Below are 13209 nucleotides of genomic sequence, written 5' to 3' on the forward strand. Positions count from 1 at the left end.
TCGTTGCAGCAGCGATTGAAGTGGAAAGCCCGGAGGCAGAAAAACTATTTTTTGTGCCCGGAAAAAACAGCGACCAGCGGAAGCTCGTTTTTTGGGCTACAAAAAAAGTTTTTTCTGCCGAGGACTTATAACGGAAAGCGCGACCGCTGCCCAAATGATTGCTGTAATTTTTAATTTGATTGATGTAAAAGGTGGGTTGGGTTTTATGCGTAAATTTGGTGTAAAATCAATCATTATGAAACATTTAGAAGATAAAAATTTGCGTGAGAAATCAGCAAGTGAAAAGGAAAGTGAAGCGCTAATTGAGCAATATAAGTTGAACGACGAGGCGTTTAGAAAGAGTAGCAAAGAGGATTTTGTGGAAACGGTTTCGAAGTTTCACCACGAGGATGAAAGAAAATCAACGGACAAAAAGCAATAAAAAAGGCTCCTTTTGGGAGCCTTAAATTATTTGATACTAATTGCAAATCCGCCACTTGGCGCCATTTGTTGATTGAGTTTTGTTTTAGAAGTAACTTTGATTTTTTTAATTTGGTATGATTGCGGATTAGTTTGGTAATGTGCGTTTTTTCCATCAGCGTAAACAATGGCTTCAAACGTTTTTCCTTTCGGCAAAAAGCTAAAATCCACAGTAGCAGTTCTTGAATTTTCATCCGTGATACCACCCACAAACCATTCGTTTTTATCTTTTGCTTTTCTAGCGATGGTGATAAAATCTCCAGGTTCTGCTTCCAAAATATAGGTATCATCCCAATCGATTGCCACATCTTTAATGAACTGGAAAGCGTCCAAATGTTTGTTGTAGGTTTCCGGTAAATCAGCCGCCATTTGCAAAGGGGAGTACATCGTAACGTAAAGTGCTAATTGCTTTGCTAATGTAGTGTTTACAATTGAATTATTATCCGGGTTGTAAGCGCTAACTTTGGTTTGGAAAATTCCTGGCGTATAATCCATCGGACCTCCCATAAGTCTTGTGAAAGGTAAAATAGTAGTATGGTCAGGATTGTTGCCACCAAATGATTCGTATTCTGTTCCGCGAGCGGATTCGTTTCCGATTAAATTTGGATAGGTTCTGCTCAATCCTGTGGGGCGAACCGCTTCATGAGCATTCACCATAATTTTATACTCCGCTGCTTTTGTAATTGCATACAAATAATGGTTATTAGCCCATTGACCATAATGGAATTCGCCTCTTGGAATGATATCGCCTACATAACCACTTTTAACCGAATTATAACCATTATCTACCATAAATTGATAAGCCTGATCCATATGGCGTTCGTAATTTCGGATGGAACCAGAAGTTTCGTGATGCATCATCATTTTTACACCTTTTGAAGCTGCATAACGATGTAATTCTTTTACGTCAAAATCAGGATAAGGAGTTACAAAATCAAATACATAATCTTTAGATTTTCCGAACCAATCTTCCCAACCTTCATTCCAACCTTCAACCAAAACGGCGTCAAATCCATGCTTCGATGCAAAGTCAATATACTCTTTTACATGAGCAGTATTGGCTGCATGTTTGCCGTTTGGTTTTGTTTTGGAATAATCCAATTCGCCTAATTTTACACTGGTCAAATCATTGTAAGCCCAAGAACTTTTTCCGGTAATCATTTCCCACCAAACGCCAACATATTTTACAGGTTTAATCCAAGAGACATCTTTGTATTTCGTAGGTTCGTTTAAATTTAAAATTAATTTCGAAGCCAAAATATCAGCTGCTTTGTCGCTTACTACAATGGTTCTCCAAGGCGTTTGTGTGGACGCTTGCATATAACCTTTATTGCCTATAGCGTCAGGAGTCAAATAAGAATTTAAAATAAAATTTTTATCGTCTAGTTCCAAATGCATGGCAGAATAATCAACCAAAGCTGCTTCGTGAATATTGATGTACAAGCCATCCTTGCTTTTGAGCATCAGAGGCGTTTGCAATCCTGTATCTGAAAACGGGTATTGTGAAGCATTTGGCGTCACGGCTTCTTTCATTTTTCCTCTCACTTCTGATAAATTTGAAGTAACCGTGCTGTATTCTTGCGTGTCAAAATCCCCTGGAAGCCAAAACGCTTTGTGGTCGCCATTTAAAGCAAATTGCGTTTTTTCTTCTTTAATTACAAAATAGGTTAGGTTTACTTGCTCGGGAAATTCGTATCTAAAACCTAAACCATCGTTAAAAAGTCGGAATCGGATGTTGATTTTTCTGTTTTTTTCTGCTTTTTGCGAAAGCACTACTAACAATTCTGTATAATGATTTCTGATGGTTTTTTGCTCACCCCAAACTGGTTCCCAAGTTTCGTCAAATGTAGTGGTACTGGTTTTTTCTACTGAAAATCCGTCAAGAAAAGAGGGGACGTCTTTGGTTTCAATTCCCAATTTGCTGGGTTTAATAACCGCTTTATTTTTGAAATTTAATTGATAAATAGGTGTTCCTTTAGTGTCAAGGCTGAAGGTTAGCTTTAAATTTTTATCGGGCGAAGTAATTTCTTGTGCCTGAATTGAAAAGCCAATCAATAGCAAAATCAAACTGAAAGTAGTTTTCATATATATTAAAAGATTTGCATTAGTTTCCCGTAAAAGTAAAAAAATCATCAGTTTTTTGCCTGTGTTTTTGTTTAGATTTATAAAATCAGATGTATTACAACGTTATAGTAAATAATTTTGTTGAAAAATATTTCCAAACTAAAATTCAACCGGAAGATTTTTTCCCAACTTAATCATAAGTAATATCTTTGTAAAAAAAGAAGTGACGAACGCACATCAAAAAGCAGCAAAAACCGCTTGGTTTAGTATAATTGGCAACACATTATTGGCTTTAATAAAATATTTTTCGGGCGTTTTTGGAAATTCTTATGCTTTAATCGCTGACGCAATTGAATCTACTTCGGATATTTTTTCTTCCTTTTTAGTGTTATTTGGAATAAAATACGCCAGCCGTCCTGCAGATGACAATCATCCGTACGGTCATGGAAGAGTAGAGCCGTTAATGACCTTTTTGGTAGTGGGATTTTTAATTGTTTCGGCTACAATTATTGCGTATGAAAGTATTTTAAATATTAAAACACCACATGATCCGCCGGAAGTTTGGACTTTAATTGTACTGGGGATAATTATTTTATGGAAAGAGATTTCTTACAGAATTGTTATCAAAAAAAGTAAAGAAATCAATAGTAGCTCTTTAAAAGCAGATGCTTGGCATCACCGGAGTGATGCAATTACATCAGTTGCTGCATTCATAGGAATAAGCATTGCGGTCTTTTTTGGAAAAGGATATGAAGCTGCAGATGATTGGGCAGCATTGTTAGCATCTGGGTTTATTTTATTTAATTGTTATAAAATTTTTCGGCCTGCTTTAAGCGAAATTATGGACGAACACCTCTATGACGATTTAATCCATGAAATACGCAGGATTGCGTTAGAAGTGGACGGGATTTTAGATACAGAAAAATGTTTTATACGCAAGGCCGGCATGAATTATCATGTAGAACTTCATGCTATTGTAAACGGAAAAATTTCGGTGAAAGATGGGCATTGGTTGGCACATAAACTCGAGGATCACTTGCGATTAAAACTGCCAGAATTGGGTCACGTTTTGGTACATGTTGAACCAGATGTTTATTGATTAAAATTTTTTTATCTGGGTATATTTAGTTTAATTTCGTCTAAAGATTTTCCGCCTTTGATTCCGAAATCTAATGTGCGAATCGGGAATGGAATCGAAATGCCGTTTGCATCATACGCTTTTTTAATAGCAATAATGGCTTTATTTCCAATTGCTAAATAAGAGGGTTGTTCGGGTGTGTTAATCCATATTCTAACGGTATAATTTATGGAACTATCACCAAATTCGGTATAAAACATAGAGGTTTCGTCAATGTCTGACAAGCCTTCCATATTTTTCAATGCATCTAATGTAATTTGTTGAACGCGTTCTAAATCTTCTCCGTAAGAAACTCCCACACTTAAATCAAACCGCCGTTTTCCCAACATCGAATAATTTTCGATAGGATTTTGAAAAACATTTTTATTCGGGATAATCACCATTTGTCCTTGAAACGTCATTAATACCGTGTCACGTAAGTTTATTTCAATGACTTTTCCCATGTAATCACTAATTTTTACAATTTGACCAATTGCAATTGGTCTTCTAAAAGAAATAAAAATCCCTGAGATAAAATTAGCGGCAATATCTTGGAACGCAAATGCCAATGCTAATCCAATTATTCCAGCACCCGCAAGAATTGATGTTACGGCTTTGTCTAGTTTTAAAATGCTTAACGCAATGAAAAACGAAATTCCGATTAAGGTAAAATGAACAATTGAGGTGAATAAGTTGGTAAGTGTTGGATTAGGCGAAACTTTCGATAATAATTTGGCGATGAAGTTTTTTAAAATTTTTGAAAGGAAAAGTCCCAAAACTAAAACCGTGGCTGCCAAAGCGATGTTGGGTAACATTCTGATGAAATCATCTGCCCAATTGATTAATTTTTCAGAGATTAAATCGTACATTTTTTCGAAATCCATGCGTATAATTTTTTTTTAAGCTTATTGAAAGGTGATAAGTTACGAAAAATTTCGGCAAAATAAAACGGCAATTTTTTTTTTAAATCCAAAAAAAAAGCTCCAGATTTTTCTGAATATTTCTTTTAATTGGGTTTAAATCTCATTCTCAAAAAGTGTTTTATACTTCAAATCCAAAAGAAGCAAACTATAAAATTTTCATCTCAAAAAATGAGTATGAGGCTGTTGATTTGGCAAATATATTATATAAGATATTCATAACTCATTACGTCTGTCATAACAAATTATCATTTATACTTTCTATTTCTAAAATCGTTCCTTGCTCATTTTCATTAGCATCTTCAAACCAATATTTATTTTTTATATCTGTAAAATATTCTCTGTCTTCTTCAAATGGAAGCGTTAGTTGTCTTGCTTCTAAATCAGAATATTGAGACCAGTCTGTTTCAAGAAAAATCCATTGTTTTTCTCCTTTCTTTTTTGTTTTTAAAGTAAGTTTAGAACCTAATAAATCAACTGCAAATCGTCCAATACCTTTTTTACCTACAACTTTTCTATTATAAGGTTCTGGAGATGTCCTCTCTCTTCTTTTGCTACTTGTTCCTATGACCATCCATTTGTTTTTGAGGTCATTTAACTCCATTCCCAAACCATCATCTTTTATGATAATTTTTGATTTTTTACTTCTCGGATTAACATCTGTAAACTCTACTTCAACTCTGTCTGCATTAGCATCATATGAATTCTTTACTATTTCAAATAATGCAGTAATCCTGTCAGTTATAAGTTCTCTACCTAAAAGCCGATAAGAACTAACGTCAAAATTGAAGTTCAGGTAATTTATTTGAGTTTGATTTGGTTTGCTCATTCAACTTTTCTTTAGTTAATTTAATTATCTGGTCAAATATTGCTTTTGCCAATAAAGGTGGAACGGCATTTCCTATTTGTTGCTGTTGCTCTGACAATGTCCCCTTGAAAACAAAGTCATCTGGAAAACTTTGTATTCGTGCTGCTTCTCTTACTGATAATCCTCTATTTTCAAAAGGATGTATTAGCATATTCTTTCTGTAATTTGCTATTACCACAGATGGTTGTTCTGGATGTAATCTCCTATAAATACCGCTATGACAATTCGATATATTACTGTAATTGGTCATTAGTTCAGGAGGTATTGATTGCCAATTTTCTCCAACACCAATATACCTATAACGCTCAATTACATAATCCTTATTTCTTGACACATAATTTTGAGTAGCTATTTTCGAGTTTTCTCTCATTAATTTAGCATATTCACTAACGCCACCTTTTTTATATGGTAATTCATCTGTTAAAGTACCATTTTGTAGAGATGGTAAATCACTAATGGCTTGCTTGATGTTTACCTTTTTTTTATGTTTTTCAGGGAATGTAAAATCAACATCTAACATATTACCAACCATAAAAAACCTATTTCTCTTTTGAGGAACTCCATAATCGGAAGCAAGTAATACTCCGTCATTGATTTTATATCCTAACTCTTTAAATCGCTCCCTTAATTCTGATAAAACTTTTCCTTTTCCGAAAGACACTATACCCTCAACATTCTCAAAGACAAACCAAGTCGGCTTTAACTCATCAACAAGTCTAATAAATTCATTAAAAAGGCTATTGTTAGAATTATCCTCATTTCGTGTTTTCGTATTAGATATAGAAAAACCCTGACACGGCGGACCCCCAAACAGAGCAAAATAATCCTTTTTAGTGCTTAAAAGAGTACTATTAACTTTTTTTATATCATCACATATAACGTCTGTTTCTGGATGATTGGCTTTAAAAGTATTAGCCGCAGATTGATTGTTTTCAACAGCAATATCAATTTCTATTCCTGCCATAATCGCTCCTAAACTCATACCTCCAGCACCACTAAAAATATCTATTGCATTAAATCTCATAAATTAAAAATTTATCTCAATTTTTCCACCAAGTCCTTTTTCGACAACTTCTATTAATGTTTGAACTTTAATGTTATTTCCGTTTTCTCCCTCTATCTTAGAGATATAACTCCTCTTTTTACCAACTTTTTGAGCTAACTGTTCTTGGGTTAAACATTTCTGCTCTCTGGCTTCTTTCAACATTTCTCCAATATTTTTGCCTGATATTTTCATAGTAAAAATTTAAGAATAGAACTTCATTTATATTATTATGAAGTTACAAATGTAATTTAAAAGTTGCAATTAAAAAAATATCATTGATTTGAAAGATTAATCTTAAAATAAAAAAACTAACTGTAATTATTTCATTAATTTACTCAACTACCCAATAATGAATATCAAAGAAGTAATAAGGATTATTGTACTTAAATAAGAAATTGGGAATCTCTCGGGAATTTTTAAAACAAAAAACCCGTAACTACTTTATTATAAGTTTGTTACGGATTTTCTTTGTAGCGGGAACAGGACTCGAACCTGTGACCTTCGGGTTATGAGCCCGACGAGCTGCCTACTGCTCTATCCCGCGATGTTTCGAGTGCAAATATACAACCATTATTCGTTTCTGCAAACGTTTTTACGAAAAAAATCTTTTATTTTCGCTATTGGGCTGATATGACTACCTTTGCATCATAAAATATTTTTCATGTCACATAAAGCAGGTTTCGTTAATATCATCGGAAATCCAAACGTAGGAAAATCGACCTTAATGAATGCATTCGTTGGGGAACGACTTTCTATCATCACATCTAAAGCACAAACAACACGTCATAGAATCCTTGGGATTGTTAATGGTAAAGATTTTCAAGTAGTTTTTTCCGACACTCCGGGAATCATTAAGCCTGCATATGAGTTGCAGGAATCGATGATGGATTTCGTAAAATCTGCTTTTGAAGATGCCGATGTTTTGATTTATATGGTAGAAACCGGTGAAAAAGAATTAAAAGACGAGGCATTTTTCAATAAAATTATTCATGCAAAAATTCCGGTTTTATTATTGTTGAATAAAATTGATAAATCAAATCAGGAAGTTTTAGACGAGCAAATAGCCCTTTGGACCGCAAAAGTACCCAATGCACAGATTTTCCCAATTTCGGCATTAGAAAATTTTGGCGTACCTGAAGTTTTTGCAAAAATCGTTGAACTTTTACCACAATCGCCACCGTTTTATCCAAAAGATGCTCTAACAGACAAGCCCGAACGTTTTTTTGTAAACGAAATCATCCGTGAGAAAATTTTGCTGAATTACGACAAAGAAATTCCATATGCGGTAGAAATTGAAACCGAAGAATTTTTAGAGGACGAAAATATTATCAGAATCAAAGCGGTGATTATGGTGGAAAGAGACACGCAAAAGGGGATTATCATTGGGCATAAAGGTTCGGCGATTAAACGAGTTGGTGTTCAGGCGAGGGAAGAAATGGAGAAATTTTTTGGTAAGCAAGTTCACATCGAAATGTTCGTAAAAGTAAATAAAGACTGGCGAAGCAATGCTTTTCAGTTGAGAAGATTTGGTTACAACAACAAATAATTAATCAATAATTTTTTGGGCAACATTGAGGAGTTCACGCATTTGCTGAGCTCCTTTTTTTCTGTTTAAAATAGCAATTGCATTAAGCAATAACAATCCATTTGCAATAGCAAACATCACGACCATATCAAATTTTATTGACGCGCCAACTGAGTGTTTTGAATATGCAATAACGCCAAAAAGAATAAAAAGAATTCCTAAAATAAAATGTAATCCGACAAAAGTTACCCATAAAAGTGGATTAGGACCAAATGTTCCTTTTACAAAAGTTTGTCCGTCTTTTGTAGCATCAAGTTCGAGATGAAGAGTTGGCGACCAAAATTCACGTTTGAGAGCGCCAATTCCCAGCCAAATATGATTCCCTGCCTCGCTAAATTTAAAATTGATATTCTCATCAGATTTTAAATCGTGGTAGTTCCCCAGAATGTCCTGAATTTTTTTGGGCGAAAATCGGCTGAATTTAGGTCTCAATTTTATATTTTTTTCAAAATCCATCTCGATAGCTTTAACTGTAAATTTAAATTTTTATTTTCTTGGCATGTGCTAAATTTCCGTTAAACAATATTTGAAAGTTTAATTTCTGTTTATCCACACACTTTTACCGCTATTGTCTTAATAAAAAAATGTTACCTTTGCACAATATTTGAAAAAAAGCTATGAACAACATTGTTGCTATCGTCGGGAGACCAAATGTGGGTAAATCCACACTTTTCAACCGAATGATTAAAAGGAGGGAAGCAATTGTAGATTCGGTTTCGGGAGTAACCCGCGACAGAAACTATGGGAAAAGCGAATGGAACGGAAAAGAATTTTCTGTAATTGATACCGGAGGTTATGTAAAAGGTTCGGATGATATTTTTGAGGGAGAAATCCGCAAACAAGTAGAATTAGCTATTGACGAAGCTGACGTAATTATTTTTGTGGTAGATGTAGAAGAAGGTATAACACCAATGGATGAAACCGTTGCCAAATTGTTGCGTCGCGTTACAAAGCCTGTGATTATGGCAGTTAACAAAGTGGACAACGCCATGCGCGAAAAAGATGCTGTAGAATTTTACAATCTTGGTTTGGGTGATTTTTACACTTTTGCCGGAATTTCCGGAAGTGGAACAGGTGAATTACTCGATGCTTTGGTAGAAGCTTTCCCAGAAAAACCTGAGCCATCAGGAGAAGAAGAAGAGTTGCCACGTTTTGCGGTTGTAGGTCGTCCTAATGCTGGAAAGTCAAGCTTTATCAATGCGTTAATTGGAAAAGACAGGTATATTGTTACTGATATTGCCGGAACAACTCGTGACGCCATCGATACAAAATTTGACCGTTTTGGTTTTGAATTCAACCTGGTTGACACCGCAGGAATTCGCAGAAAAGCAAAGGTTAAAGAAGATTTAGAATTTTATTCGGTTATGCGTTCAGTGAGAGCCATTGAGCACGCTGATGTTTGTATTTTGATGATTGATGCCACGCGAGGATTTGAAGGGCAAGATCAAAATATTTTTTGGTTAGCCGAAAAAAACCGAAAAGGTGTAGTGATTTTGGTAAACAAATGGGATTTGGTTGAAAAGGACACCATGTCTGCCAAACAGTACGAAGCAAAAATTAGAGAAGAAATTGCACCTTTTACGGATGTGCCAATTATCTTTATTTCGGCGTTAACCAAGCAAAGATTATTGAAGGCTTTGGAAGAAACCGTAAAAGTTTTTGAAAATAGAAAGCAACGCATTCCTACTTCAAAATTCAATGATCACATGTTGAAAATCATTGAAAATTATCCACCACCAGCATTGAAAGGAAAGTACGTGAAAATTAAATTTTGCATGCAATTACCAACACCTACGCCACAGTTTGTGTTTTTTGCGAATTTGCCACAGTACGTGAAAGATCCTTATAAGCGTTTTTTAGAAAATAAAATTCGGGAAAACTGGGATTTAAAAGGTGTTCCAATTGATATTTACATCAGAGAAAAATAAACGAAAAACGAGCCGTAAAGCTCGTTTTTTTTATGATCAAAAGTCAATTTAATTTAATAGGTTGGTTTTCGTACCAATCTTTAAATTTTTCGGGTTATCAATTTTTTAGAAGAGCACGTGAGTCGTTTTCGATTTAAAAAAAAGTATTTTCTTGTTAAAACTATTGTAACAAATTTTAAAATTACATACTAATCTTATTATTTAGCAGTTATATTTTCTTACAAACGATAACCCTATTCAACCCATGCAACGAATTGTCCCCCTGATTTTCTTATTTTTTCTTATTGTTATTCCTGCAAATTCTCAAAATTTTACCATCAAAGGAAAAGTGATGAGTAAAGAGGTAAAAACACCTATTGAATCTGCAACGGTTTATTTGACCAAAGAGCAGGATTCCTCAATGATTGATTACACAATTTCTGACAAAAACGGAAATTTTTCAATTCCTATTCGCAAACAATCCCAAGCTTTCATCGTAAAACTTTCCATGATTGGTTACGAAGTTTTCGAAAAACGATACGAAAGTTTAGAAAGCGATATTGATATGGGGGAAATATTTATTTCGGATGATGTAACAACGCTAGGAGAAGTTTTAGTTGTGGGCGAAGCACCTCCAGTTCGGATTAAAAATGATACGTTAGAGTTCAATGCTTCATCTTTTAAAGTTCGACCGGATTCTAACGTCGAGGCTTTGCTAAAACAACTTCCCGGAGTAGAAATTAATAAAGACGGAAAAATCACAGTTAACGGAAAAGAAGTAAATGAAATTTTAGTCAACGGAAAATCTTTTTTTGGCAAAGACGGGCAAGTTGCCATCAAAAATCTTCCTGCAGAAATAATCAATAAAGTACAAGTTTCGGATACAAAAACAAAAGAAGAAAAGCAAACTGGTCAAGGAGCAAGTGGTGATAAAGCCAGCATCAATCTTACCATTCAGGATGACAAAAATAAAGGATTGTTCGGGAAATTTACAGGAGGTTATGGAACGGATGATCGATACGAAGCCAGCGGTTTGCTCAATTATTTTAAAGACAAACAAAAATTTAGTTTTTTAGGCGCTTCTAATAATATAAATTCCACCGGATTTTCCATGGACGAAATTTTCGATTCTATGGGAGGTGGCCGAAATCGATCAATTTATACACGTGGAGACGGCTCGTTTAATATCAATGGAATTGATTTTGGAGGAGGTTCAGGAATCACCACTTCTAATATGATTGGATTAAATTATTCTGATGAATGGTTTAAAAAATTTGACCCAAGCGCAAGTTATTTTTTCACAAATTCAACTACTGAAAATGATACCAGAAGCCGAACTGAAAGTTTCTTAACTAATGCTGATGGAACCAATTCAAGTTTTATTACCGAAAGCGTTGGTTCTTCTGAAAATAGGAATGACGGCCACAACATGAGCTTTGAATTTGAATATAAAATTGATTCGCTTACCACTTTAAATGTTACGCCATCATTCGTAAAAAATAATTCCGAATTTAGAAGCCGTTCACAACAATCGTCTTTAAATAATATTGGCTTAGTGAATGAGAGTGATAGTGAAAATTTTAACAATACTATTAATTCAACATTTGAAAATGATTTATATCTCAACCGAAGATTCAAGAAAAAAGGCAGAAGTCTAGGCATTGCTTTTAATCATTCAAACAAAAATTCTGACATCGACAACGTAACCAATTCCGAAACTTTTTTCTTTCAAGATCCAGAACGCACTGAAGATATCAGGAGACAAAAAGAACAAGACGGTATCCGGGATGATCGCTATTACGTGCGATTAGGTTATAGCGAACCACTCAAGGATTCATTAAACATCACCGTTCGAGCAGCTTACGAATGGAAAGATTATTCAATGAATAAAAACACCTTTAATTTTAACGAAACCAGCGAAGCTTATGATGATTTCAATTCGTTGTTGTCCTATTCAATGGATTCGAGAACCACAACTTTTAATCCATCTGCTGCCCTTAATTTGCGTAAAAAAAGTATCAGTGGAGGAATTCAATTAGGAACTGAAGTAACACACTTTGATAACGGTTCGCTTTTCGATGGCACCGAAAGTAAAATCAATAAAAAATACATATATCCTTCGGCAAATGCTTGGTTAAGTTACCGAATGTCTAAATCTAAATCACTCTATTTTTATTATGATTTTGATGTTCGAATGCCAACAGCCATGCAAATCCTTCCTGTAACAGATTTAACCAATCCATTATTTCAAAGAGTTGGTAATGTAAATTTAGAACCTACTAAAACGCATAATTTTCACTTGAATTTTAACAATTACGATTATGCTTCTCGTTCCGGATTTTACTCTTATTTCGGATTTTCGTTTAACGAACGGGCCATCGTTACCTCTAGAGTTTTTGATGTTACTGATTTAATCAACCGAACCACTTACGAGAATGTTGAAAATACCTATTATGGTTATGGCGGAATTTCTTGGAATAAAACCATCAAAAAAGAAGAAAATACTTTCCGTTTTGGAGCTGAATTAAACTTAAATGTAAATTATGATAAAGGTTTGACCAATAATTTATTATACACCGCAAAAGGTTACAACATTAGTCCAACCATTAATTTAGGATGGGATTTAGGTGAAATATTGACGATTTCACCAAGTTACACTTACACCTTTGACGCCAGTAATTATACAAATTACAGCGTTGATAAAGCCTCAAATTTTTTACACAACATCAAGTTCCAAACCACCAGTTATTGGCCAAAACACGTAGTCTTTGGTAACGACTTTGGTTATACCTATAATTCTAACATTTCCGACGGTTTCCGTAAAGATTTCTTTCTGTGGAACACCAGTTTAGGCTATAATTTTTTCGAAGACAAATTATTGTTTAAAATAAAAGTCTATGACATGTTAAACCAAAACCAAAGTGCCGTACGATACATCAGCCCCGAAAGTATTCGGGACGTTGAAAACACAGTATTAAAGCGTTACGCCATGTTTTCCCTAACCTATAAAATCGAAAAATTTGGAGGTAAAAAAGAAAGAAACCGCTTCGAACCTTAAATAAAAAACGGCTGAAGAAAATATTTCTCAGCCGTTTTTTTTTGTATTTATTTTTTATTTGGAGCGAATCGCTTGGGCATTTTAGTTATCCATTTTCCTGCTACAAAAACTCGCTTTAAACCTGCTTTTAATGGCAGGTTTATGAGCTCAAACAAATTTTTGTATCAGGGCTAACAGAAAAACCAT

General features: G+C 34.5%; 11 protein-coding genes and 1 tRNA gene. 5 read left to right on the forward strand and 7 right to left on the reverse strand.

Going from position 1 to position 13209, the window contains the following annotated elements; translation table 11 throughout:
* Nucleotides 1-235: 235 nt before the first annotated feature.
* Nucleotides 236-421: a hypothetical protein gene (locus GV828_RS04015; RefSeq protein ID WP_166536196.1), complete on the forward strand. Its 186-nt coding sequence runs from the start codon at nucleotides 236-238 to the stop codon at nucleotides 419-421.
* A 26-nt stretch (nucleotides 422-447) separates the two neighbouring features.
* Here GV828_RS04015 and GV828_RS04020 read toward each other — a convergent pair whose 3' ends face one another.
* Nucleotides 448-2544, reverse strand: coding sequence for a glycoside hydrolase family 97 protein (locus tag GV828_RS04020; RefSeq protein WP_166536197.1), 2097 nt, complete (start codon nucleotides 2542-2544; stop codon nucleotides 448-450).
* A 202-nt stretch (nucleotides 2545-2746) separates the two neighbouring features.
* On the opposite strand from GV828_RS04020, the gene GV828_RS04025 reads away from it, so the two are divergent.
* Complete coding sequence (locus GV828_RS04025; RefSeq protein WP_166536198.1) at nucleotides 2747-3622, forward strand: cation diffusion facilitator family transporter; 876 nt, start codon at nucleotides 2747-2749, stop codon at nucleotides 3620-3622.
* A gap of 11 nt (nucleotides 3623-3633) precedes the next feature.
* Here the strand turns inward: GV828_RS04025 and GV828_RS04030 are convergent, their stop codons facing one another.
* The 5 genes from GV828_RS04030 to GV828_RS04050 form a co-directional block, all read right to left on the reverse strand.
* Complete coding sequence (locus tag GV828_RS04030; protein ID WP_166536199.1) at nucleotides 3634-4524, reverse strand: mechanosensitive ion channel family protein; 891 nt, start codon at nucleotides 4522-4524, stop codon at nucleotides 3634-3636.
* Between the two features lie 271 nt (nucleotides 4525-4795).
* Nucleotides 4796-5389 (reverse strand): ATP-binding protein, encoded by a 594-nt coding sequence (locus tag GV828_RS04035; protein ID WP_166536200.1) that lies wholly within the window; start codon nucleotides 5387-5389, stop codon nucleotides 4796-4798.
* Nucleotides 5340-6452 carry a DNA cytosine methyltransferase gene (locus tag GV828_RS04040; RefSeq protein WP_166536201.1) on the reverse strand — a complete coding sequence of 371 codons (1113 nt, stop codon included), beginning with the start codon at nucleotides 6450-6452 and terminating at the stop codon, nucleotides 5340-5342. The genes GV828_RS04035 and GV828_RS04040 overlap by 50 nt, the downstream gene beginning before the upstream one ends.
* Nucleotides 6453-6455: 3 nt before the next feature.
* A complete protein-coding gene (locus tag GV828_RS04045; protein ID WP_166536202.1) occupies nucleotides 6456-6665 on the reverse strand; it encodes a helix-turn-helix domain-containing protein in 210 nt (69 codons plus the stop codon).
* A gap of 279 nt (nucleotides 6666-6944) precedes the next feature.
* Nucleotides 6945-7017, reverse strand: a tRNA-Met gene (locus GV828_RS04050).
* A gap of 117 nt (nucleotides 7018-7134) precedes the next feature.
* On the opposite strand from GV828_RS04050, the gene era reads away from it, so the two are divergent.
* Nucleotides 7135-8019, forward strand: coding sequence for a GTPase Era (era, locus tag GV828_RS04055; RefSeq protein WP_166536203.1), 885 nt, complete (start codon nucleotides 7135-7137; stop codon nucleotides 8017-8019).
* Here era and GV828_RS04060 read toward each other — a convergent pair whose 3' ends face one another.
* The gene (locus GV828_RS04060) at nucleotides 8020-8490 is read right to left on the reverse strand and encodes a hypothetical protein (RefSeq protein WP_166536204.1); all 471 of its coding nucleotides are present in this window, start codon (nucleotides 8488-8490) and stop codon (nucleotides 8020-8022) included.
* Nucleotides 8491-8675: 185 nt separating this feature from the next.
* Here GV828_RS04060 and der point away from each other — a divergent pair, with 185 nt between their 5' ends.
* Both der and GV828_RS04070 read left to right on the forward strand, forming a co-directional pair.
* Nucleotides 8676-9986, forward strand: a complete 1311-nt coding sequence (gene der, locus GV828_RS04065; protein WP_166536205.1) for a ribosome biogenesis GTPase Der — start codon at nucleotides 8676-8678, stop codon at nucleotides 9984-9986.
* A 244-nt stretch (nucleotides 9987-10230) separates the two neighbouring features.
* Nucleotides 10231-13023, forward strand: coding sequence for an outer membrane beta-barrel protein (locus GV828_RS04070; protein WP_166536206.1), 2793 nt, complete (start codon nucleotides 10231-10233; stop codon nucleotides 13021-13023).
* Nucleotides 13024-13209 lie beyond the last annotated feature (186 nt).

Origin of the sequence: Flavobacterium ichthyis, assembly GCF_009915155.1 — a bacterium.
GTDB lineage: Bacteria > Bacteroidota > Bacteroidia > Flavobacteriales > Flavobacteriaceae > Flavobacterium > Flavobacterium ichthyis.

Coding starts and splice junctions, on each gene's coding strand:
- GV828_RS04035 (WP_166536200.1), bottom strand. CDS start 5,389: ATGAGCAAACCAAATCAAACTCAAATAAATTACCTGAACTTCAATTTT.
- der (WP_166536205.1), top strand. CDS start 8,676: ATGAACAACATTGTTGCTATCGTCGGGAGACCAAATGTGGGTAAATCC.
- GV828_RS04020 (WP_166536197.1), bottom strand. CDS start 2,544: ATGAAAACTACTTTCAGTTTGATTTTGCTATTGATTGGCTTTTCAATT.
- GV828_RS04040 (WP_166536201.1), bottom strand. CDS start 6,452: ATGAGATTTAATGCAATAGATATTTTTAGTGGTGCTGGAGGTATGAGT.
- era (WP_166536203.1), top strand. CDS start 7,135: ATGTCACATAAAGCAGGTTTCGTTAATATCATCGGAAATCCAAACGTA.
- GV828_RS04070 (WP_166536206.1), top strand. CDS start 10,231: ATGCAACGAATTGTCCCCCTGATTTTCTTATTTTTTCTTATTGTTATT.
- GV828_RS04045 (WP_166536202.1), bottom strand. CDS start 6,665: ATGAAAATATCAGGCAAAAATATTGGAGAAATGTTGAAAGAAGCCAGA.
- GV828_RS04015 (WP_166536196.1), top strand. CDS start 236: ATGAAACATTTAGAAGATAAAAATTTGCGTGAGAAATCAGCAAGTGAA.
- GV828_RS04030 (WP_166536199.1), bottom strand. CDS start 4,524: ATGGATTTCGAAAAAATGTACGATTTAATCTCTGAAAAATTAATCAAT.